The following is a 21,326-nucleotide window of genomic DNA, read 5'->3' as shown; positions in this document are numbered from 1 at the left end:
ATACTGCCGGTGATTTCTGTTGCGTGCGGACGCTTTTCGCGGGCACACAGGAGTCTGACTAGCACGGAAATTGTTTGAGTGCCTGGTACTTAGCATGGATACCTACATAATGGCGGCTTCTAAATTGAAAAATCCACTTCGCTTTCCGCGGGCACACACGTAAGCCACAACCCTCGCTGTCGCGTGGTTTGTTGCGTCTTACGTTTTGTGCGTTCCCGCAGGAGTCTTCGTGGATTTTTACTTGGATAACCCTACTGAAAATTTCAAAATTGTTTGTGTGCCTGGCACTAATAAAAAGAAAAAATCCTGTCGCCATTAAGGCAACAGGATATTCATAACTAGGTGTTCTAATACTGGGAAAAATGTTGTTGATAAAACAATACTTATTAGGGCGGCTACAATCATCGCTAAACTAGCAAAGGTACCTTCTAGTTCTCCTAATTCAAATGCTTTTGATGTACCAGTGCCGTGAGCACCCATCCCAAGCATTAAGCCTCTTGCAGATGGCTTTTGGAAACGACATATTCGAATAACGATTGGTGCAATCAAACTACCTAATATACCAGTTGTCATAACAAAAACAGCTGTAAGAGTAGGTGATCCTCCTATCATATTGGAAATATCCATCGCAATAGGAGTAGTGACCGAACGTGGCACTAAGCTATGAACAAGTTCATCATTTAGTCCAACAACGCGTGCAATGATAAATGAAGAAGCAATTGCAACAGCCGACCCGACAGCAATGCTAAAAATAATTTCAAAAGCATGTTTTTTTAATAGATTAAAATTTTTATAAATCGGTACAGCGAATGCAACTGTTGCAGGCCCTAATAAATTGGACAAAATATTTGCCCCTGCATTATATGACGCATAAGATGTATCGGTTAATAGTAACAATACAATAATAATTAATGGGCTAATCAATATCGGAGTAAGCCATTCTTTAGGAAACTTTTGATAGAATGCTTTGCAAGCATAAAAAATAGCAATGGTTCCTAGTAAACTGATGACAGCAATAACTATACTCATACAGTGTCACCCTTCTTTCTCTCTAACCACTGTGCAGTAAAACCCGTCACTAACATTACGACGAATGCACTTACTACAATAACAACTACAACTTTCATGCCTTGTATACCGATTAGCGCATCATAATCAATGACGCCTATCGCTGAAGGAATGAAAAACAATAACAATTCACTAAGTAATAATCCTGCCCCTAACTCGATCCATTCTAGTTTAATAAGATGAAACTGTAATAGTAAAAATAATAAAACAAGCCCAATTATACTACCTGGAATCGGCAAGTGAAGTAAACGCGCAATACTATTTCCTATAAATAACACTATATAAAGATAGCCAATTTGCACGAAACTTTTGACGATTTTCATGGTCAACCTTCTCTCAATTTTTTATGCTACTATACTTTACACCTAAATCAACGATGTGTAAAACAGAAAAGAATCCATTTCCACAAAATAGGAAATAGATTCTTTCTGTGGTGAAGCTAAGTAGTAACCATAAAAAATCTTCATACAAGCATAGTTAGATTTCAAAATTATTTTCATCTTATCATACAAAATAGGGGGTTTCTATAAAATAGTATAGCCCTCTATTTTGAATCTTATATATTATTATTGTAAAGAATTTGTTAATTTTTTTGGAATCATTACAATCATCTTTGTGCCAACGCCAACTTTACTTTCTACCTGAATCCGTCCATGATGAGCCTCCACTAGATGCTTCACAATGGCTAGCCCTAACCCAGTTCCACCAGAATTTCTGCTACGTGCACGATCGACACGATAAAAACGTTCAAAGACGCGTGCAATTTCATTCTTTTCTATGCCGATACCTTCATCTTCAATTTCAATAATTCCATATGTGTCATTTTCCTTCAAGCGAATCGTTACTGTTGTATTTTCAGGTGAATACGTAATCGCGTTTGTAATTAGATTCGTAACAATTTGAATAACCCGATTGGCATCCCCCATTACTTCTACATCACGGGCAATATCCACTTGAAAGCTCATATTTTTTTCATCGAGCCGCGGACCTGTTAATTCTGCACCACGTATAAGAACATCCTGCAAGCCCATTGGCATAATATTTACAGTGAATCCGTGTTGTTCAATTTTAGACAGCTCTAATAAATCTTGGATGAGCATTTGTAGACGATTGCTCTCTTTATGCATAATTTCTAAAAAAGATAGCAGCATCTTTTCATCTTTATAGGCACCATCCAGTAATGTTTCAGAAAAGCCTTTAATCGATGTAATAGGTGTACGTAGTTCATGCGATACATTGGCTACAAAATCTTTACGAATTTGCTCAAGTCGAACAAGCTCCGTAATATCATGCATGACAATGACTACGCCTAGCCATCGTCCGTGATCACCAATTACTGGTGCACCATATACTTCTTTATTGTATAGCTCTTGTTGTACTTCCATCTTTATTTGTTGTCGATATGGCATTTCCGTTAAAAACACATGGTCAATAAATTGCTCAAGCGTTTTCGGTAAACCAATCGTGCGGAAGACTTTTCCTTGCACATGCTCCAGTTGCATTCCAAAACGTTCTAAAAACACTCGATTGACGATTGATATGTTGCCTTCACGACCAATCATCATAAGTGAGCTGCCCATGTTTTCAATTAGCGTTTTTAGCCTTTCTTCCTCTACCTCTCTTATCGTCGTAATATCCTGTAAATTACGCGCTAAAATATTGATAGAGTGACTCAGTGGTATCATGCGCTCATGCTCATTTTCGTGTGCACGGGCACGATAATTTCCTTTTGCCAATTCAAGTGCCGTTTCGGTCACATTATCAATCGGTGCGGTAAAATTTCGAATCATATAGCGGCTTACAATAGCAATTAATATAAGCGTAATTGTAAATAATATCGCTAACACACCATATAGCCGAGCACGTACATATGACAGCAGTGAGTCCTTCATTTCGATTGTTTGAGCTGCAAATAATGCTTTCTTATCTTCATCAGATAAGGAAATTTGCCGTTCATCAAGTACTTTTTCCATTGCTTCTTGACTATAGGAACTCGATCGATCATTGTATTGTTCTACATAAACAGGAAAAAGCTGACCTATAACAATCATTAGGACAGCAAGAATTGATCCGAGCGAGAGCATGAATGTCAAGAATAAGCGGTTGCTCATTGATTTCATGAAGTTTTCGGCTCCTCAAATTTATAGCCAAGACCACGAATTGTTTTAATAAACATCGGTTTACGACTATTTTCTTCAATTTTATCGCGGAGGTGACTAATATGCACATCCACAATACGAGTATCGCCTGCAAAATCATATTTCCAAACAGCACTCAATAACTGATCACGAGTTAATACACGGTTTTTATTTTCTAGTAAATAAATGAGTAGCTCAAATTCCTTCGGTGTAAATTCAAGTGCTTCTTCTTGTAAAAATACTTCAAATCGCTCAGGAAATACACGCAGTTGACCAAACTCATACATTTTTTCTTGAGGCTCATCCTTATCCTCTATTACAACATTTTGTGTAAATCTTCTTAAGACTGCTTTGACACGTGCTAAAACTTCCCGTGGACTAAAGGGTTTGGTCATATAATCATCTGCCCCTAGCTCCAAACCAAGCACCTTATCGAACTCATCATCTTTTGCCGTTAGCATAATGATTGGTGTATTCATACGTTGTTGACGAATTTGTTTACAAACTTCCATGCCATCCAGCTTAGGAAGCATTAAGTCTAAAAGGATTAAATCAGGCTGTATTTCCATTGCTTTATTTAACCCTTCTAATCCGTCTGCTGCTGTTTCAACTAAATAGCCAGCTTGCTCTAAGTTATATTTTAATAAGGTCGCAATAGAAAATTCATCTTCTACAACTAAAATAGTTTTTGTCATGTGTATTGCCTCCGTTAGTGATTTGAAACCCCCATTTCAAATCTCAAGACGCTCGCTATAATGCCAGTGGTGGTGTCACCAGCAATGTACCTTCAATTACAAGCTGCTTTTGTTCATTATAGGAGAGCACAGAAACAGTAATGGTATTCTGTACTTTATTTACTGCTGTTACCTCTAAAAGCGTATCGAATAATTCATAATGATAGAGTGGCCCTAAATAGGTTAAATGTTGTTCTATAATACGCGCACCAGGTCCTGGAATATACTTCGACACAGCTGACGTAATAATACCATTTAACATAATAGTTGGTACAATCGGCTTTTTAAAAGGCGTCATTGCTGCATAATCATGTTGAATGTAAAGCGGATTATTATCATTTGTAAGTCCTAAATAAAGCAATAAATCCTTATCTTCTATTTTTTCAGTAATATGAATCTTCTCGCCGACTGTAATTTCATCAATAGTGAGACCAAGCTTACTGTTCTTTTGAAGCAAAGATACGCCAACCCCTTTTCTATCATACTACCTTCATAGTATCAATTTTATTCTAAAAGTACAATGAAAAGCAGAATAACCATTTTATGTGTATGCATATTATGAAGAATAATAGAGGCTGTTTTGACAGTTTCTTTATGTACAATAAAAAAATCGAGTAAGAATGATTCCTACTCGATTTCATAAGCTTTTATTAAGCTAAAACTTTCATCACTGCTTTTACGGCTTCAGCAGAGTTATCCAATGCTGCCTTTTCTTTGTCAGTTAATTCAAGCTCAAAGATTTTTTCGATACCATTAGCACCTAGTAATGTTGGGACTCCTAAATAAATATCGTTGTACCCATATTCACCTTCTAAGTATGCGATTGATGGTAGGATACGCTTTTGATCTTTAATAATTGCTTCAGCCATTTCAATAAGTGCTGCTGCTGGAGCATAATAGGCAGAACCATTTCCAAGTAAGTTTACGATTTCTGCACCACCATTGCGCGTACGGTCAACGATTGCTTCTAAACGCTCTGGGGCGATTAACGTTTCTAAAGGAATACCGCCAGCAAATGAATAACGAGTAAGTGGTACCATTGTGTCACCATGACCACCTAATACAAAACCAGTGATGTCTTTTACAGAGATGTTTAGCTCTTCCGCAACAAAAGCACAGAAACGAGCAGTATCAAGTACACCAGATTGACCGATTACTCGATTTTTAGGGAAACCTGTTTCTTTGAATACTGTGTAAGTCATTGCATCAACAGGGTTTGTTAATACGATAATGGTTGCATTTGGCGAATGAGCAGCGATTTCTTTTGAAACAGTTTTCATAACACCTTGGTTAATTTGAACTAAGTCGTCACGGCTCATGCCAGGTTTACGGGCAATACCCGCAGTAATAATTACTACATCAGAATCTGCAGTGTCTGCATAGTCAGAAGTACCTTTAACAAAAGAATCAAAACCTTGTATTGGAGCAGCTTCCCACATGTCTAAAGCTTTACCTTTTGTTGGGTTTTCAGCTTGTGGAATATCTACTAATACAACATCGCCAAGTTCCTTTTGTGCTGCTAAAAATGCTGCAGTAGCGCCGGTGAATCCGCCACCGATTACTGAGATTTTTTTACGTTTCAAAGTCATTTGAATACGCTCCTTTTTTAGGTTGTATGCTAAAAAAGGGAGGAGAATAAATTCTCTCTCCCTCCATTAAACCAGGTACTAATATTACTGTAGCAAACCAATTTTACATTAAACAAATATCTGTTAACCACGCTGGATTGTTACAGTGATAATTTTTACAGCTTCGTAAAAATTATAGGTTTTTAATTAGTTCGTTAGCGAATTCTGAACATTTCACTTCTTTAGCGCCGTCCATTAAACGAGCGAAGTCATAAGTTACAACTTTTGAAGAGATTGTATTCTCAACAGATTTAGTGATCATGTCAGCTGCTTCTTGCCATCCTAAGTGTTCAAGCATTAATACACCTGAAAGTAATACTGAAGATGGGTTTACTTTATCTTGACCAGCATATTTTGGAGCTGTACCGTGAGTAGCTTCGAAGATTGCGTGACCAGTTACGTAGTTAATGTTCGCACCTGGAGCAATACCGATACCACCAACTTGTGCAGCTAATGCATCAGAAATATAGTCACCGTTTAAGTTCATTGTAGCTACTACATCGAACTCAGTTGGACGAGTTAAGATTTGTTGTAAGAAGATATCAGCGATAGAATCTTTTACTAAGATTTTGCCAGCTGCTAAAGCTTCAGATTGTGCTTTGTTTGCTGCTTCTTCACCTTGGTCAGCTTTGATTGCATCATATTGGTTCCAAGTGAATGTTTGATCAGCAAATTCAGTTTCAGCTAATTCATAACCCCATTTTTTGAATCCACCTTCAGTGAATTTCATGATGTTTCCTTTGTGAACTAGTGTCACAGATGGACGGTTATGTTTAATTGCATATTCGATAGCAGAACGAACTAAACGCTCAGTACCTTCTTTAGATACTGGTTTTACACCGATACCTGAAGTTTCTGGGAAACGGATTTGATTTACACCAAATTCTGATTGTAAGAAGTTGATGATTTTTTTAGCTTGTTCAGAGCCTGATTCGAATTCGATACCAGCATAGATGTCTTCTGTGTTTTCGCGGAAGATAACCATATCAACGTCTTCTGGGCGTTTAACTGGAGAAGGTACTCCATCAAAGTGACGTACTGGACGTAGGCAAACATATAAATCAAGTTGTTGACGTAATGCTACGTTTAGAGAGCGGATACCACCACCGATTGGAGTAGTAAGAGGACCTTTAATTGCAATTAGGTATTCGTTAATTTTATCTAAAGTTTCTTGTGGTAACCATTCACCAGTTTGGTTGAATGCTTTTTCACCAGCTAGAACTTCTAACCATTCGATTTTCTTTTCACCGTTATAAGCTTTTTCTACAGCTGCGTCAATTACGCGAGATGCTGCTGCCCAAATATCTGGACCGATTCCATCACCTTCGATGAATGGGATTACTGGATTGTTTGGTACATTAAGTACGCCGTTTTCAACTACAATTTTGTTTGACATTGTTGTTGCCTCCTAAATTCATAATCATAGGACTGTGTTATAGGTAACACAGTCCCAAATATTCTAGCATATTTTCCAAATTAGCGCTCGCTGATTGGAACATATTTTTGCATACCTGGTCCTACATACTCAGCACGTGGACGGATCAGGCGGTTGTTAGCATATTGCTCAAGAATATGTGCTACCCAACCAGAAGTACGTGAAACTGCAAAGATTGGTGTGAATAAGTCATGATCGATGCCTAAAGAATCGTACACTGATGCAGAGAAGAAGTCTACGTTTGCAGGTAATTTCTTTTGTTCAACAATCATGTCATGGATTTTAACTGACATTTCGTAAAGCTCTGGTTTACCAGTTAGTTCAGTTAATTTTTGTGACATTACACGTAAGTGTGGTGCACGTGGGTCGCCTTTGCGGTATACGCGGTGACCGAAGCCCATGATTTTTTCTTTGTTATCTAATTTATTTTGAATGTAAGATTCAACGTTTTCAAGAGAACCAATTTCAGTTAACATCTTCATAACTTGCTCATTTGCACCACCGTGAAGTGGTCCTTTTAATGCGCCGATAGCTGCAGTTACACCAGAATAAACATCTGATAATGTAGCTACACATACACGTGCAGTAAATGTTGATGCATTTAATTCATGGTCAGCATGTAATACTAACGCTTTATCGAATGCTTCAACTTCGATTGGTGCTGGCTCTTCACCTTTTAACATATATAGGAAGTTTGCTGCATAGCTAAGTTCTGATTTAGGTTGGATTGGCTCTAAACCTTTACGTACACGTGCAAATGCAGTAACAACAGTTGCAATTTTAGCTTGTAGACGAATTGCTTTACGGTAGTTAGCTTCAGGATCCATAACATCCGCTTCTTCATCGAATACACCAAGTAAAGATACTGCCGTACGAAGTGCAGCCATTGGATGTACAGTTGAAAGTGGGTAAGTTTTGAATTGGTCTACAATTGCTTGTGGAATAGCCATGTTGTCTGCCAATTGTTGTTTTAATTCAGCAAGCTCGTCCGCTTTAGGTAAACGAGTATGCCAAAGTAGGTAAATTACCTCTTCAAATGATGCGTTATCTGCTAAATCATCAATGTTGTAACCAACATATGTAAGTGTGTCATCGATAATTGAACTGATTTTAGATTCCGCTGCTACGATACCTTCTAATCCTTTTGTTGCTGACATAAATTATCGCTCCCTCATACTAATAATTTTTGTTGTAAACGCTTTTTCAACCTTAGCATTTACGTTTTTGCTCACATGAACCATTAAGTAAATCGCTTACATTGTTATTATAATCATTTTTGACAGCTTTGTGAATGAAAAACCTTCAAATTAAGAAAAAGTCGGACGAGCGACTATATAAGCGTACTAAAGAGGGTATTTTGTATATTTTGACAATATATTTTCATTTGAATTGGGGTGAATTTGTTAAATTGAGGAATATTAAATATTTTTCATACGAAAGAACTATTAATGTTTTATTATTTGTTTTTTATTTAGTGATTCTTTGGTTCGTTTTACCTGTATCTCTTGCTATATTTTTATCATTTACAACATATCCTATAATAAATTTCCTTCATAAATACTTTAAAATCAATTACTGGATTGCCGCTATTATCGTAGAAATATTGATACTTTCTTGTATAGTTCTCCTCATAGTCATCTCAATAAACAGTATTATTCTCATCTTTCCTGAAATACGTGACACACTTCAAAACTTTCCATTGTTCACTGAGTATGAATCCATATTTATACAGTTTTTGCAAGAAAAATCAATGTCTATTTTCGATTCTATCGTCGTTTATACTGCAAATTTATTTCAAATATTTATGAAGCACGTCATTGAAGTTTTTATATTCCTTGTAGCATATTATTTTGCATTAATCGAAACAAGAAAATCTCGTTACTGGTTCTTTCAATATGTCCCCAAAAAATATAGAAATCAATGGCAATCTCATTTTTCGAAAGTGATGCAACTTTTTCATTACTTTGTATTCGTAGAATTTCAATTATTTACGATAACATTACTTATACTTTGCGCGGGCTTTATGATATTTCAATTTGAACAAGCCATTATTAAAGCATTCATTGTAGCATTTGCAGATGTACTACCCTTCTTTGGTATCGGCGTCTTTCTTGTACCAATGAGCATTTACTTCTATTTCAATGGCAATACCTTTTTATGTGGTGCGATTTTACTTTTGTATTTGTTTGTTCAATTAACAAGGCAGCTCGCTGAATCTATGCTTTGGTCAAATACGTTGCAATTACGAACGTTTCATACGTTTTTCATCAGCGCTGCCTCTATCTTATTATTTGGTTTTTACGGTATTTTACTCAGCCCAATTTTTTTATTTTTAGCAGTTAAACTGAAAGAAAAGTCTATTTTTGAACGATAATAAATTGACCTTTTTTCATTTTTTTACGCATCCAATAAAATACAAGTGGTTGGAACAATTTACGTGTCACTGGTAGTAGCATTAATAAACCAATTATATCTGTTATAAAACCTGGCAATGCTAAAAGCACACCGCCACTAAAATTCAACATTGCATCCACTAATGCTGGTCCAGGGGCTTCTCCACGTGCAACCATATGTTTTACGTTTTTTACTGAATTGATACCTTTATTTTTCGCTATATAAATGCCAATGATAGTCGTTGCGACAACAAGCAATAATGTATTGAAAACACCAATATTTTGACCAATAACTATTAATAACGCCAGTTCGGCTAATGCATATACAACAAAACTAAGAAAAAATTTTTTCATATTTTTCTCCTTTCTATTGAAAAAGCTATACCTTCTATACGTTATTATAGCCCAATAAGTTTCAACTAAAAAATAAACAGGCGTAAATACTAATTTTCATTGTTATTTAAAAGGCTCTAGTACGGTTACCCCATACTAGAGCCTTTTTACTATCTATTAAAGTACGCTTGCATGTCCTTTATAAATAACACCTGTTTCAGCATCCATTGTTATTTCTTGACCGTGGCGAATTAATGTTGTTGCTTCTTTTACACCGACGATTACAGGAATACCAAGACTTAACCCTACTACAGCGGCATGACTTGTCAGTCCGCCTTCCTCTGTAATTAGCCCGATACACTTTTCAATAGCTGGCATCATATCACGATCTGAACCGACCGTTACTAAAATACATCCTTCTGTATCATAGGCTAATGCCTCAGCTGCATTTTTTGCTACAACTGTATTACCAATTACTGACGCTTTGCCAATCCCTTGACCACGCGCAAGTAAATCGCCAATAATGTGTACCTTCATTAAGTTTGTAGTACCAGCTTCCCCTACAGGAACACCTGCTGTAATAACAACTGCATCACCATGATTTACAAAACCATGCTTCAAGCTTTCGTCAACTGCTAGTTCTAAAATTTCGTCTGTCGTTGTAACGCGTTCACAAACTACAGGATAAACACCCCAAACAAGCGTTAGTGTATTTGCAGTGTTTTCAGAGCCAGTAACAGCGACAATCGGCACACCAGGACGATATTTTGCAATCATTCTAGCCGTGTTTCCACTTTCTGTTGGTGCTAGTACAGCTTTTACGCCTAAGTTTATCGAAGTATATGCTACAGCCTGAGAAATAGCCTCTGTCATATTTGCTTCTTTTTCACGACTACGTGTAGAAACGATTGCTTTATAATCTAATGAATCTTCTGTACGTTGTGCAATTTTGTTCATTGTTTGTACGGATTCAACTGGGTATGTCCCTGCTGCTGTTTCACCAGATAGCATAATCGCATCTGTTCCATCAATAATGGCGTTCGCAACGTCACTTGCTTCAGCGCGTGTTGGACGAGGATTACGTTGCATGGAGTCTAACATTTGAGTTGCCGTAATAACTGGTTTGCCAACTTGGTTACATTTTAAGATTAATTTCTTTTGAACTAATGGTACCTCTTCAGCTGGAATTTCTACGCCTAAGTCACCACGTGCAACCATTAATCCGTCAGATACTAAAATGATTTCGTCGATATTATCGACACCTTCTTGGTTCTCGATTTTCGGGATAATTTGAATATGACTACCGCCATTTTGCTCAAGTAATTCGCGAATTTCTAAAACATCTTTAGCTCGACGAACGAATGAAGCTGCAATGAAATCCACACCTTGATTAATACCAAATAGAATATCCTGTGCATCTTTTTCAGTAATTCCAGGTAGTTGAACTGAAACCCCAGGGACGTTAACACCCTTTTTATTTTTTAAGACACCTGCATTTTCTACTATTGTGTGAATAAGCCCTTTTTCCGTATCTGTTGCTAACACACGTAATTGAATTAAGCCATCATCTAATAAAATAATTGAGTTTTGTTGTACATCTTCGATTAGTCGTTCATACGTAACAGAAAAACTTGCCTCTGTTCCTTCTACTTCCGTCATCGAAATGTCGATTACCTGACCTGCTTTTAAATGTAGTTCCCCATTTTGCATGTTATGCGTACGAATTTCAGGTCCTTTTGTGTCGAGCAAAATACCTACTGGTTTCCCTAATTTGTTTGCAACTTCACGAATTAAATTAATACGCACTTCATGTTCTTCATGTGAACCGTGTGAAAAATTCAAGCGAGCTACATTCATACCTGCTTCAATTAGTTTTTCTAAAATTTCTGGTGACTCACTTGCCGGACCAATTGTACATACGATTTTTGTTTTTCTCATTCTCTGCCCACTCCGTTTTACGCAAAATTATATTGATAGTTCTTTCATTAAAGTATATAAGCTTACATCAGACTCATGATTCTTTTCAAAAGCCTCTGGCATATCGTAGTCAATGACTGTATGGTTGCGTATTCCTACAGCTCGACCAGATTTACCTTCCATTAATAATTCTACCGCATGTGCACCAAATTGACTTGCGAGAACACGATCACGTGCTGTTGGAGAACCACCGCGTTGAATATGACCAAGAACAGAAACTCGCGTCTCTTTTCCTGTCTTTTCTTTCAGTAATTTTGCCAACTCGCCACCTGACATTACACCCTCTGCAACAATAATGATACTATGCTTTTTCCCTCGTGCTTCACCACGCTCTAAGCGTGATACGATGTCGTCTAAATCATATTCTTCTTCAGGAATTAAGACCGTTTCAGCACCTGCTGCAAGCCCTGCCCATAATGCGATATCACCTGCATCTCGCCCCATTACTTCAACAATAAAAGAATTTTCATGGGAAGTCGCTGTATCACGAATTTTATCGATTGATTCTACGACTGTATTGAGCGCGGTATCAAAGCCAATTGTGTATTCTGTTCCAGGAACATCATTATCAATTGTGCCAGGCACTCCAACAGCTGGAAAACCTTTTTTTACAAGATCCATTGCACCTCGGTAAGAACCATCACCCCCGATAACAACTAACCCTTCGATACCTGCTTCACGCATATTAGCAATTGCTTGCTGTTGAACAGCATCTTCCTTAAATTCAGGGCACCGTGCTGAAAATAAATTGGTACCTCCTCTTTGAATGATGCCACCTACAGAACCTAAATCGAGCGGCTCAAAAGATCCTTTTATTAAACCTTCATAACCATGCTTAATTCCTACAACATCCATTCCGTGATAAGCTGCCTTACGAACGACTGCTCGAATGGCTGCGTTCATGCCAGGGGCATCTCCACCACTTGTTAATACGGCAATTTTTTTCATTGTCGAACAACCTCCTGCAGTGTTATCTAATATTATTCACATTAACACGAAAAAACAAACTATGTAAGGGTTCTGGAGCTAGAAAAACATAACTTTTACATAAAAAATGAAAAGAATGCGCTTTCACACACTCTTTCCATCACAAAGCATCTAAAATTTAACATTTTATAAAAATATTTCGCTTTAATTTAACGGATTAGACCTTTAGAGCATCGCCATGTGATTTGTCTATTCTTCTATATATTGTCCGATTTTTTTAAATTTATCATATCGATCTTCGATTAATTGTTCACCATTTAAAGAATTTAATGATTTTAGTGTGTCGCTAATACATTCTTTTATATAGATTGCCTGCTTCGCCACATTGCGATGTGCTCCGCCAGTTATCTCAGGAATAATACCATCAATCACACCAAGCTCTTTTAAATCAGGTGCAGTAATTCGCATTGCTTCAGCTGCTTGCTTAGCAAGGCTACCATCACGCCATAAAATTGAAGCAGCACCTTCTGGAGATATAACAGAATAAGTAGAGTTCTCTAACATGTAAACGCGATTTGCTACGCCTAAAGCTAGGGCACCACCACTACCACCTTCTCCAATAACGATGCTAATGACTGGTACTGATAATCCCGCCATTTCTACTAAATTACGAGCTATCGCCTCACTCTGACCACGCTCTTCTGCTGCTTTACCAGGGTAGGCACCTTTTGTATCAATGAAACAAATGATTGGGCGATTAAATTTCTCTGCTTGTTTCATTAGGCGCAACGCTTTACGATAGCCTTCTGGATGGGGCATACCAAAATTACGACGAATATTTTCTTTTGTTGATTTACCACGTTGATGTCCAATAACAGTGACAGGTTGTCCTTCAAAAAGGGCAATACCGCCTAGAATCGCTGCATCATCGCCAAACGTACGATCTCCATGTAATTCAATAAAGTTTTCACACATAGCTTCAATATATTGTAGTGTTGTTGGTCGTTCAGGATGTCTTGCTACTTGCACGCGATCCCACGGCTTCATATTGGCATAGATTGATTGCTCGAGTTGCGTTAAACGCGTTTCTAGCTTTTCAATCTCCCCTGTCATATCTACGTCCGCTTCAGCAGCAATTGTTTTTAATTCATCAATTTTTTCGCGCAGTTGAACTACTGGCTCTTCAAAAGCTAAATTTTTAGACATGTTGCACGCCACCTTTCGTATGCATTTTTACAAGCACAGATACTTGTTTCCGTAAATCTTTACGATGGAAAATGGCATCCAGTTGACCATGCTCTAATAAAAATTCTGCTGTTTGGAAATCACTCGGTAGTTTTTCTCTTACCGTTTCTTCGATTACACGTCTTCCTGCAAAGCCGATTAGTGCCTGAGGTTCTGCAATATTGATATCCCCTACAGAGGCAAAGCTTGCAGAAACGCCACCAGTAGTTGGGTGCGTTAAGATTGAAATAAATAATAAGCCTTCATTGCTATGACGTTTTAAGGCAACACTTGTTTTCGCCATTTGCATTAAAGAAAGTACACCTTCTTGCATACGAGCTCCACCACTTGCAGTGAAAATAATAAAAGGCAAACCTAATTCAGTTGCTTTTTCAACCGCACGTGTTATTTTTTCTCCAACAACAGAGCCCATTGAGCCCATACGGAAATGAGAATCCATTATCGCTACTACAACTTCTTCTCCATCAAGCGTACCTAAACCTGTCAATACAGCCTCATTTAAACCTGTTTTTTGTTGATCAGCATTAATTTTCTCAACATAGGCAGGGAAATTAAGCGGATTACTTGTTTGTAAATGGTCGTCCATAGAAACAAATGATCCTTCATCTAAGAAATAGTCAACACGCTCTTGTGCAGTCATTTTAAAATGATGGCCACACTTCGTGCATACTTTATGATGCTTTTCCAATTCTTTTGTTAACTGAATATGACGGCATTCTGGACATTTTGTCATGAGTCCTTCTGGAAATGCCTTTTCCTGACCATCCTGTTTCTTTTTTCGATTTGCGTTAAATATGTCGCGTATTGCCATGTTTGACTCCCCCTTTATTGTCTAAAAAGTTTGACCAGTACCCATCCACTGCTCGTAAGCTAGTAATGCTTCTTTTTCATAGCCAAGTTGCATCGATTTCAACATCGTTTGAAGGATTAGTTTTTCATCTTCCGTTGAGTTTCGATTTAAACGGTCACCGTCATATGCTGCAAGTTGAAACCAGATTTTCAGCGAAAGCCGATTGCCTGACGTAACTAATATTTCTCTCAATACATCACGACAATTTACTGTTCCTTCAATTTCCAGCTTCACAAAAAAACTATCCCACACAGGTAGTGTACGAAGAATCTCTGTACAACTTATTACGCGAATTGCTTCCTTTTCATGAATTTGTCGCGTTAATTCGACATCTTTTTTTGATTTTTCATCTTCTAATATAAACATCGACAGTACTTCTACAAGCTGATGCTTATGTGTTGCGGCAAGAAATGTACCTCCACCGTGTCGCGTTTCAATGAGTCCAAGTAACTCTAAACTGCGCAGTGCCTCCCTTACAGAGGATCGCCCAACACCTAACCTTTCTGATAAAACACGTTCAGAAGGAAGCTTCTCTCCAGCTTGAATTTTTTCCATTCGAATAAGTTGACGCAATTGCTGAACGATTTCTAAAAACACTTTTTTTTGTTCGGTTTGTTTATCCATATGATTAACTCCCGTTATCAAAAAGTGGTCTGACCACTTTTTTAGCATTGACTACATCTTACAAAATAACTGTTTAAAAGTAAAGAAGAAACTGCATAAAATTCTATGCAGTTTCTAAAATCTTGTTTAATTTCATATCTTTTTAGTCGATTGTGCATGTTTTACTTTCACTTGCGATTTCCCAAAACGTTTTTCAAGTGTACCTTCAATATAAAGCAATTCATCTTCTATCAAAATTTCCTGTACTAGTTGAAATACTTGTGGAAATAAGGTTACTGATACGATTCCAAATTCATCTTGAAGCTGGACAAAGGCCATTTGCTCTCCTTTTTTTGTCCTTATTTTTTTCACTTCTTCAATTAAGCCAATCATTTTTACATACGTTCCTTCACGCGCATACTTCAGTTCAGCACATGTTACAGTAACTTCTCCCCAGTAACTTCTTTCTTCAGTAACTGGATGAGCAGATATATAAAAACCTAAACATTCTTTCTCATGCTGGAGTTTTTCCTTCTGAGACATCGCTTCAGCTTGCATATACTTCGGTTTCCCAAAATTAAAGGCAGTTGCTGTTTCTATATCTACATCTTCTGTTGGGCGCACGAGCTCTGCCTGTTTTAATGCTGCCTCTAAGGTAGCCACAAGTACAGCACGATCCTTCCCTAAATAATCGAGCACACCTGCATAAACGAGAGACTCCATTACATTCGGTTTAAAATGCTGCGCACTTAAAGCTACAGCCAAATCAAATAAATTATGAAAGGCATCTGGATTCGTTTTACGTAACGTTACTACTTTCTCTAAAAAGGTGTGCGGTACACCTTTAACGCCAGATAAACTATAGCGAATTCCATCCTTTTCTACTAAAAAGAATTTAGTACTTTGCAATAATGATGGCGGATAAAATGGAATGCCTTTTTCTTTTGCTTCCGTAACAAGCTGTTGAATTTTTTCTATATTTCCTGTTGCATTTGTTAATAATGCTGCATAAAAGCTTTGTGGGTAATGAGCCTTTAAATACGCCATATGATACGAGATGACACTATAGGCAACAGCATGACTTTTTGCAAAGCCGTAGTCCGCAAAGCGTACAATTAGCTCGTAGACATCTTCTGCATCTCTCCTAACAAAACCTTGTCTCAATGCTCCATCTACAAAGGCAGTGCGTTGTTCCTCTAATATATCGCGATTTTTCTTACTAACCGCACGGCGTAATAAATCCGCCTGCCCCATTGTAAAACCGGCCATAGTTGCAGCAATTTGCATAATTTGCTCCTGATAGACAATTACGCCAAATGTTTCACGTAAAATTGGCTCTAGCAACGGATGGGGCATCGTTACATGCTCTTTGCCTGCCTTTCTTCTTGCATAGACAGGAATAAAATCCATCGGCCCTGGACGATAAAGTGCATTGACAGCAACAATATCTGAAAAATGCGTTGGATGAATATCACGTAATGCTTGTTTCATGCCATCTGACTCTAATTGGAAAATACCTACTGTATCTCCTTTTTGAAGTAACTGAAAGGTGCGCTCATCATGCATCGGGATAAGATCAAACTCTATCCACGGTCCCCCTGCTTTGTATATAGACCAACGTACTTGCTCTAAAATTGTTAAATTGCGCAACCCTAAAAAGTCCATTTTTACAAGCCCACGTTCTTCCACGTCCCCCATCGGCCATTGAGTACAATAAATCCCTTCATGTCCATCCTCAATTGGGACCGTATCAACTAATGGCGTCGGTGCTAAGACAATGCCAGCAGCATGGGTAGAAGCATTTCTTGGCAAGCCTTCTAATTTTAAAGCTACGTCAAGCCAACGTCGATGGTATTCATTTTCAGCTAACCAACTTTGAAAGTTTTGCGACTCCGCTACAGCTCTTTGCAAAGTCATACCTGGTTTGTTCGGAATCATTTTCGATATTTTTTCCATCACTTCAGCATCAAATCCAAAAACACGCGCAACATCTCTCGCCACTGCTTTCGCAGATAAAGTACCAAACGTAATGATTTGCGCAACATTCGCCTTGCCATATTTTTGTGCGACGTATTGAATAACTTGTTGTCTTTTACTATCAACAAAGTCAATATCAATATCAGGCAATGTTACACGTTCAGGATTTAAAAATCGTTCAAACAATAATCCATAGGCAAGTGGATCTACCTGTGTAATGGAGAGACTAAATGCAACAAGCGAACTTGCCGAAGAACCACGTCCTGGTCCAGTTAAGATGCGATTTTCTTTGGCAAAGCGCATAAAATCAGCAACAATTAAAAAGTAATCAGCATAGCCCATTGAACATATAATTTCTAGTTCATATTGCAATCTATCTCGATAAATTGCAGGTACCTCAGACAGCTTTAGGCGCTCAGCTAAACCAGAAAACGTTTCTTTTACTAGCAAACTTTCAGCTGTTTCACCCTCTTGTATTGGAAATTTGGGCATTTGAACATGCATTTCAGGAATTTTTGCTACACAGCTTGCAAGCATGCCTACACTTCCCTCAATCCATTCAGGACGGTCTGAATACCATCCCTTCCACTGTTCCTCAGTTGGTACAAAATAGTTTTCTAAATGGGCTGTTAACATTGTGTCTTGAAGTTTTTCCCCTGTATCAATTGCTCTCGCAACCTCATAAGCAAAATGATCTTCAGGTTGTAAAAAATAACAACGCTGAGTAGCTACGATTGTAATTTCTTTTGTCTCGCACCAATGTGAAATCATAGCTTCATTGTCTGCTATTATTCCTCCTGGTCTTGCAATCCCTACATATAACCGTTTTCCAAATACTTGTTGTAAAGCACTTGTCATTTCTGTCCATTCTGCTATTTCCGCTACATCCATTGCCGAAAGTAATGCTATACAACCCGCTGCATAGCCTTCAAGCCATCTCCAAGGCAATACCTCATCTTCTCGAATAGAAACAGCACTACTAATCTTTAAAAGATGTTGGTAACCTTCCTGTGTTTGTGCATACAGCACGAGCGGTATTATTTTATTATCCCATTGCACCTTCACCGAAAGCCCTATTACAGCATGAATATTTGCCTGCTGCATTGCTTTACAAAAAGGCAAAAGCCCGTACAACTTCGAATTGACGATTGCACAGGCCTGCGTATTTTGTTCTTGTAAAAAAGGGATCAATTGTTCAAGCCGAATCGTGCTTTTTAATAAATCCGCGCTCGTATGCATTTGAGTATATACATGTGTCAAAAGAATCCCTGCCTTTCAAAAATTATTGATATGCCTTACAAATGTCTTTTAAACGTGTAGTGACGCGATCCGCTTCTTGCCATGAATAGGCAGTTGCACCAGAAGCAAGTGGATGTCCACCACCATTAAATTCCTTCGCTAATGTGTTAATAATCGGACCTTTAGAACGCAGACGGACACGAATTTGGTCTTCCTCTTCTATGAAAATTACCCATGCACAAATTCCCTTTACGCTACCTAGGCAACCTACTAAAAGCGAGGCTTCAGATGGTACAACTTTGAATTCGGCAAGCAATTCTTTTGTCAGCTTAACATACGCTGCGCCATTTTCATCCATAACGAAATTTTGGTAAATATATCCTTGTAAAGATAACAGCTTTTGCTCCATTTCATACATCCCATCGAAAATTTGATTTCGATCAAAGTTATATGAAATTAGTTCCGCTGCAACTTTAAATGTTTTTACAGTCGTACTTGGGAATTGGAAACGACCTGTATCTCCTACAATCCCAGCGAATAATAATCGTGCGGATGCATCTGAAAGTTTCCAATCAGCGATCTCTTTTCCTTCTTCAAAAAGCTCATAAATCATCTCACTGCATGAACTAGCAGTTGTTTCTACCCACAATAAGTCTCCGTATTGATCGTCATTAGGATGGTGATCTATTTTTACGACCATTTTCCCTTTTGTATAGCGCTGATCGTCAATACGCTCAGTATTCGCCGTGTCGGTAACAATAACCAATGCATTTTCATATACATCATCCGCTATTTGATCAGGTTCAGCTAAAAACGACAAGGATGTATCATGCTCACCAACAGCGTAAACTTTCTTTTCTGGATAATTTGCTAAAATCAATTCTTTTAACCCTAACTGTGACCCATATGCATCAGGATCTGGACGTACATGTCGATGGATAACGATTGTCTCATATGAAGCAATTGTGTCGATGATTTGTCTTTTCAAAATGGTTTCCCCCAAAATGATAGTAATAACCGTTAGCATTTTTCCTCAATTATCGTTACAATAATGTCTAGTTATGCTAGGAGGTTTACTATGTTCAATTTAATTTTTGTGTTTGCAATAATTATATCATTTGTCTTTTATTTTTATTTTAAAACAAAACAGTTCCGTTCTCCATTACCTATTGCTAAAAATTGGTACAAAAGTAAGTCAAATATAGGTTTAGGTTCTTTCATTCTTGCATTTGCATTGAACCAAGCATACTTATTCCCTGGAACGTTTACATTTATCATTGTAGCAATTCTTGTCGTATTAGGCATCTTTGTTGTTGTTGAAAATATTAAAAAGGCTCGTCACTATGGTCAATTTGTTGATGAAGAGTTTCGTATTAATCGATAACTATTACACTGCATTGCACATATAATTGAAAAAAACTGTTAAAGGGATGACCTAGTATTTGCCCTAGGCCATCCCTTTTTTGTTTGCTTAACGCTCTAATAGTTGGAACATCATCATTGCCTTACCGACAAGCATTTGCTGATTAAATACTTCGAAGTCCATTTTTACGAACTTACGACTCATATCTAATATGCGAGGTTTGACAGTAAGTGTGCTCTCCATTTGAACAGGTTTGATGAAATAAATTGTCATGTTTTCTGCAACTGCATCGCCACGCTTACGACGCTTTAATGCAAATGATCCAACTTCGGCTAGTAAAGTTGTAAATGCTCCATAAGAAATAGCCCCATATTGGTTTGTCATTTGCGGTGTCACTTTAAACTCCACGATTAAATCTTCATCGCCAAGTACTTTCATTTCATTTTTCACTAAATCATCAATGGTCTCACCGTGTTGAGGCTGTCTTTGCGCTAGCTGCAACGCCTTTAACACATCTTGTCGACTAATTACCCCTTGTAAAACATTATCGTCATTTACAATTGGTAGTAAATCGATACCTTCCCAAATCATGCGATGCCCTGCTGAAGCGACGCTCATTTTCATTGATCCAGCAATTGGGTTTTTCGTCATCACTTTCTCAATAAGCTCGTCCTCTTCCCTACCGATTACGTCTTTAACCGTAATCATTCCAACTAGCTTATTCATAGCAGTTACTACCGGAAAGGCACCATGAGTTGTACGCTCATTTAACTTATGGAAGTGATGAATCGTTTCATCATTATGGAGCACAGATGTCTCGGTCATTGGCACGAAAATATCCTCAATAAATAAAATATCTTTTTTGATTAACTGGTCATAAATCGCACGGTTAATCATCGTTGCCACAGTAAAAGTATCATAACTAGTAGAAATAATCGGTAAATCTAATGAATCGGCAAGCTGTTTGTTATCATCCGTTGTATCAAATCCACCTGTAATTAATACAGCTGCACCTGCTCGGAGCGCATTTTCATGAGCTTTAAAACGGTTTCCGACAATCAGTAAGCTACCTGCATCTGTATAACGCATCATATCTTCTAATTGCATCGCACCGATTACAAATTTTGTTAATGTTTTATGTAGACCGGTTTTGCCACCTAGCACTTGGCCATCTACAATATTAACAATTTCTGCAAATGTTAATCGTTCGATATTTTCTTTCTTTTTCTTCTCAATACGAATTGTTCCTACGCGCTCAATAGAACTTACAAGGCGGCGATTTTCCGCTTCTTTAATGGCACGGTAAGCCGTTCCCTCACTCACTTGCATTTCCTTTGCAATTTGTCGTACTGAAATTTTATCGCCCACGGGTAGTGATTCGATGTATTGTAAAATCTTCTCATGTTTTGTTGACAA

Annotated in this window: 19 protein-coding genes; 2 read left to right on the top strand and 17 right to left on the bottom strand. The window is 37.8% G+C overall.

Annotated elements, in window-relative coordinates:
* Window positions 1-315 precede the first annotated feature (315 nt).
* From NSQ74_RS10100 to citZ, 8 genes are all read right to left on the bottom strand, one after another.
* Entirely contained in the window at window positions 316-1,029 is a 714-nt protein-coding gene (locus tag NSQ74_RS10100) for an LrgB family protein (RefSeq protein ID WP_340823087.1), read from the bottom strand.
* Window positions 1,026-1,391, bottom strand: coding sequence for a CidA/LrgA family holin-like protein (locus tag NSQ74_RS10095; protein ID WP_340823086.1), 366 nt, complete (start codon window positions 1,389-1,391; stop codon window positions 1,026-1,028). Before NSQ74_RS10095 ends, NSQ74_RS10100 begins: the two co-directional genes overlap by 4 nt.
* A gap of 243 nt (window positions 1,392-1,634) precedes the next feature.
* Entirely contained in the window at window positions 1,635-3,188 is a 1,554-nt protein-coding gene (pnpS, locus tag NSQ74_RS10090; RefSeq protein WP_340823084.1) for a two-component system histidine kinase PnpS, read from the bottom strand.
* Window positions 3,185-3,901 (bottom strand): response regulator transcription factor, encoded by a 717-nt coding sequence (locus NSQ74_RS10085; RefSeq protein ID WP_340823083.1) that lies wholly within the window; start codon window positions 3,899-3,901, stop codon window positions 3,185-3,187. The genes pnpS and NSQ74_RS10085 overlap by 4 nt, the downstream gene beginning before the upstream one ends.
* 55 nt (window positions 3,902-3,956) lie before the next feature.
* Window positions 3,957-4,397, bottom strand: a complete 441-nt coding sequence (locus tag NSQ74_RS10080) for a MaoC/PaaZ C-terminal domain-containing protein (protein WP_340823081.1) — start codon at window positions 4,395-4,397, stop codon at window positions 3,957-3,959.
* A gap of 193 nt (window positions 4,398-4,590) precedes the next feature.
* The gene (mdh, locus tag NSQ74_RS10075) at window positions 4,591-5,529 is read right to left on the bottom strand and encodes a malate dehydrogenase (RefSeq protein WP_340823080.1); all 939 of its coding nucleotides are present in this window, start codon (window positions 5,527-5,529) and stop codon (window positions 4,591-4,593) included.
* A gap of 172 nt (window positions 5,530-5,701) precedes the next feature.
* Complete coding sequence (icd, locus tag NSQ74_RS10070) at window positions 5,702-6,964, bottom strand: NADP-dependent isocitrate dehydrogenase (protein ID WP_340823079.1); 1,263 nt, start codon at window positions 6,962-6,964, stop codon at window positions 5,702-5,704.
* An 80-nt stretch (window positions 6,965-7,044) separates the two neighbouring features.
* A complete protein-coding gene (citZ, locus tag NSQ74_RS10065; protein ID WP_340823078.1) occupies window positions 7,045-8,160 on the bottom strand; it encodes a citrate synthase in 1,116 nt (371 codons plus the stop codon).
* Between the two features lie 134 nt (window positions 8,161-8,294).
* On the opposite strand from citZ, the gene NSQ74_RS10060 reads away from it, so the two are divergent.
* Window positions 8,295-9,377 (top strand): AI-2E family transporter, encoded by a 1,083-nt coding sequence (locus NSQ74_RS10060; RefSeq protein ID WP_340823076.1) that lies wholly within the window; start codon window positions 8,295-8,297, stop codon window positions 9,375-9,377.
* On the opposite strand, the gene NSQ74_RS10055 is transcribed toward NSQ74_RS10060, so the two are convergent.
* The 8 genes from NSQ74_RS10055 to NSQ74_RS10020 form a co-directional block, all read right to left on the bottom strand.
* Window positions 9,361-9,750, bottom strand: coding sequence for an FxsA family protein (locus tag NSQ74_RS10055; RefSeq protein ID WP_172772408.1), 390 nt, complete (start codon window positions 9,748-9,750; stop codon window positions 9,361-9,363). The two genes, NSQ74_RS10060 and NSQ74_RS10055, sit on opposite strands and share 17 nt — an antisense overlap.
* Window positions 9,751-9,906: 156 nt before the next feature.
* Window positions 9,907-11,667: a pyruvate kinase gene (gene pyk / locus NSQ74_RS10050; protein WP_340823073.1), complete on the bottom strand. Its 1,761-nt coding sequence runs from the start codon at window positions 11,665-11,667 to the stop codon at window positions 9,907-9,909.
* 27 nt (window positions 11,668-11,694) lie between these two features.
* Window positions 11,695-12,654 carry a 6-phosphofructokinase gene (gene pfkA, locus NSQ74_RS10045; protein ID WP_340823072.1) on the bottom strand — a complete coding sequence of 320 codons (960 nt, stop codon included), beginning with the start codon at window positions 12,652-12,654 and terminating at the stop codon, window positions 11,695-11,697.
* 228 nt (window positions 12,655-12,882) lie between these two features.
* Entirely contained in the window at window positions 12,883-13,839 is a 957-nt protein-coding gene (locus NSQ74_RS10040; protein ID WP_340823070.1) for an acetyl-CoA carboxylase carboxyltransferase subunit alpha, read from the bottom strand.
* Window positions 13,832-14,689 (bottom strand): acetyl-CoA carboxylase, carboxyltransferase subunit beta, encoded by an 858-nt coding sequence (gene accD / locus NSQ74_RS10035; RefSeq protein ID WP_340823068.1) that lies wholly within the window; start codon window positions 14,687-14,689, stop codon window positions 13,832-13,834. The genes NSQ74_RS10040 and accD overlap by 8 nt, the downstream gene beginning before the upstream one ends.
* 21 nt (window positions 14,690-14,710) lie before the next feature.
* Window positions 14,711-15,352: a FadR/GntR family transcriptional regulator gene (locus tag NSQ74_RS10030; RefSeq protein ID WP_340823067.1), complete on the bottom strand. Its 642-nt coding sequence runs from the start codon at window positions 15,350-15,352 to the stop codon at window positions 14,711-14,713.
* Between the two features lie 132 nt (window positions 15,353-15,484).
* Entirely contained in the window at window positions 15,485-18,568 is a 3,084-nt protein-coding gene (dnaE, locus tag NSQ74_RS10025) for a DNA polymerase III subunit alpha (protein ID WP_340823066.1), read from the bottom strand.
* Between the two features lie 22 nt (window positions 18,569-18,590).
* Entirely contained in the window at window positions 18,591-19,535 is a 945-nt protein-coding gene (locus NSQ74_RS10020) for a DHH family phosphoesterase (RefSeq protein ID WP_340823065.1), read from the bottom strand.
* Between the two features lie 90 nt (window positions 19,536-19,625).
* Between NSQ74_RS10020 and NSQ74_RS10015 the strand changes: the two genes are divergently transcribed.
* Window positions 19,626-19,931: a YtpI family protein gene (locus tag NSQ74_RS10015; protein ID WP_340823063.1), complete on the top strand. Its 306-nt coding sequence runs from the start codon at window positions 19,626-19,628 to the stop codon at window positions 19,929-19,931.
* 87 nt (window positions 19,932-20,018) lie between these two features.
* Here NSQ74_RS10015 and NSQ74_RS10010 read toward each other — a convergent pair whose 3' ends face one another.
* Complete coding sequence (locus NSQ74_RS10010; RefSeq protein WP_340823061.1) at window positions 20,019-21,326, bottom strand: DRTGG domain-containing protein; 1,308 nt, start codon at window positions 21,324-21,326, stop codon at window positions 20,019-20,021.

The organism is Lysinibacillus sp. FSL W8-0992 (genome assembly GCF_038008685.1).
Classification (GTDB): domain Bacteria; phylum Bacillota; class Bacilli; order Bacillales_A; family Planococcaceae; genus Lysinibacillus.
This window is presented reverse-complemented; position numbering and strand designations above follow the sequence as displayed.

Bases quoted from the DNA above. Each gene is read 5' to 3' on its own strand.
- pnpS (WP_340823084.1), bottom strand. From the start codon at position 3,188: ATGAAATCAATGAGCAACCGCTTATTCTTGACATTCATGCTCTCGCTC.
- pyk (WP_340823073.1), bottom strand. From the start codon at position 11,667: ATGAGAAAAACAAAAATCGTATGTACAATTGGTCCGGCAAGTGAGTCA.
- NSQ74_RS10060 (WP_340823076.1), top strand. From the start codon at position 8,295: ATGAAAAACCTTCAAATTAAGAAAAAGTCGGACGAGCGACTATATAAG.
- citZ (WP_340823078.1), bottom strand. From the start codon at position 8,160: ATGTCAGCAACAAAAGGATTAGAAGGTATCGTAGCAGCGGAATCTAAA.
- NSQ74_RS10015 (WP_340823063.1), top strand. From the start codon at position 19,626: ATGTTCAATTTAATTTTTGTGTTTGCAATAATTATATCATTTGTCTTT.
- mdh (WP_340823080.1), bottom strand. From the start codon at position 5,529: ATGACTTTGAAACGTAAAAAAATCTCAGTAATCGGTGGCGGATTCACC.
- accD (WP_340823068.1), bottom strand. From the start codon at position 14,689: ATGGCAATACGCGACATATTTAACGCAAATCGAAAAAAGAAACAGGAT.
- NSQ74_RS10095 (WP_340823086.1), bottom strand. From the start codon at position 1,391: ATGAAAATCGTCAAAAGTTTCGTGCAAATTGGCTATCTTTATATAGTG.
- NSQ74_RS10100 (WP_340823087.1), bottom strand. From the start codon at position 1,029: ATGAGTATAGTTATTGCTGTCATCAGTTTACTAGGAACCATTGCTATT.
- pfkA (WP_340823072.1), bottom strand. From the start codon at position 12,654: ATGAAAAAAATTGCCGTATTAACAAGTGGTGGAGATGCCCCTGGCATG.
- NSQ74_RS10055 (WP_172772408.1), bottom strand. From the start codon at position 9,750: ATGAAAAAATTTTTTCTTAGTTTTGTTGTATATGCATTAGCCGAACTG.
- icd (WP_340823079.1), bottom strand. From the start codon at position 6,964: ATGTCAAACAAAATTGTAGTTGAAAACGGCGTACTTAATGTACCAAAC.
- NSQ74_RS10085 (WP_340823083.1), bottom strand. From the start codon at position 3,901: ATGACAAAAACTATTTTAGTTGTAGAAGATGAATTTTCTATTGCGACC.
- NSQ74_RS10030 (WP_340823067.1), bottom strand. From the start codon at position 15,352: ATGGATAAACAAACCGAACAAAAAAAAGTGTTTTTAGAAATCGTTCAG.
- NSQ74_RS10040 (WP_340823070.1), bottom strand. From the start codon at position 13,839: ATGTCTAAAAATTTAGCTTTTGAAGAGCCAGTAGTTCAACTGCGCGAA.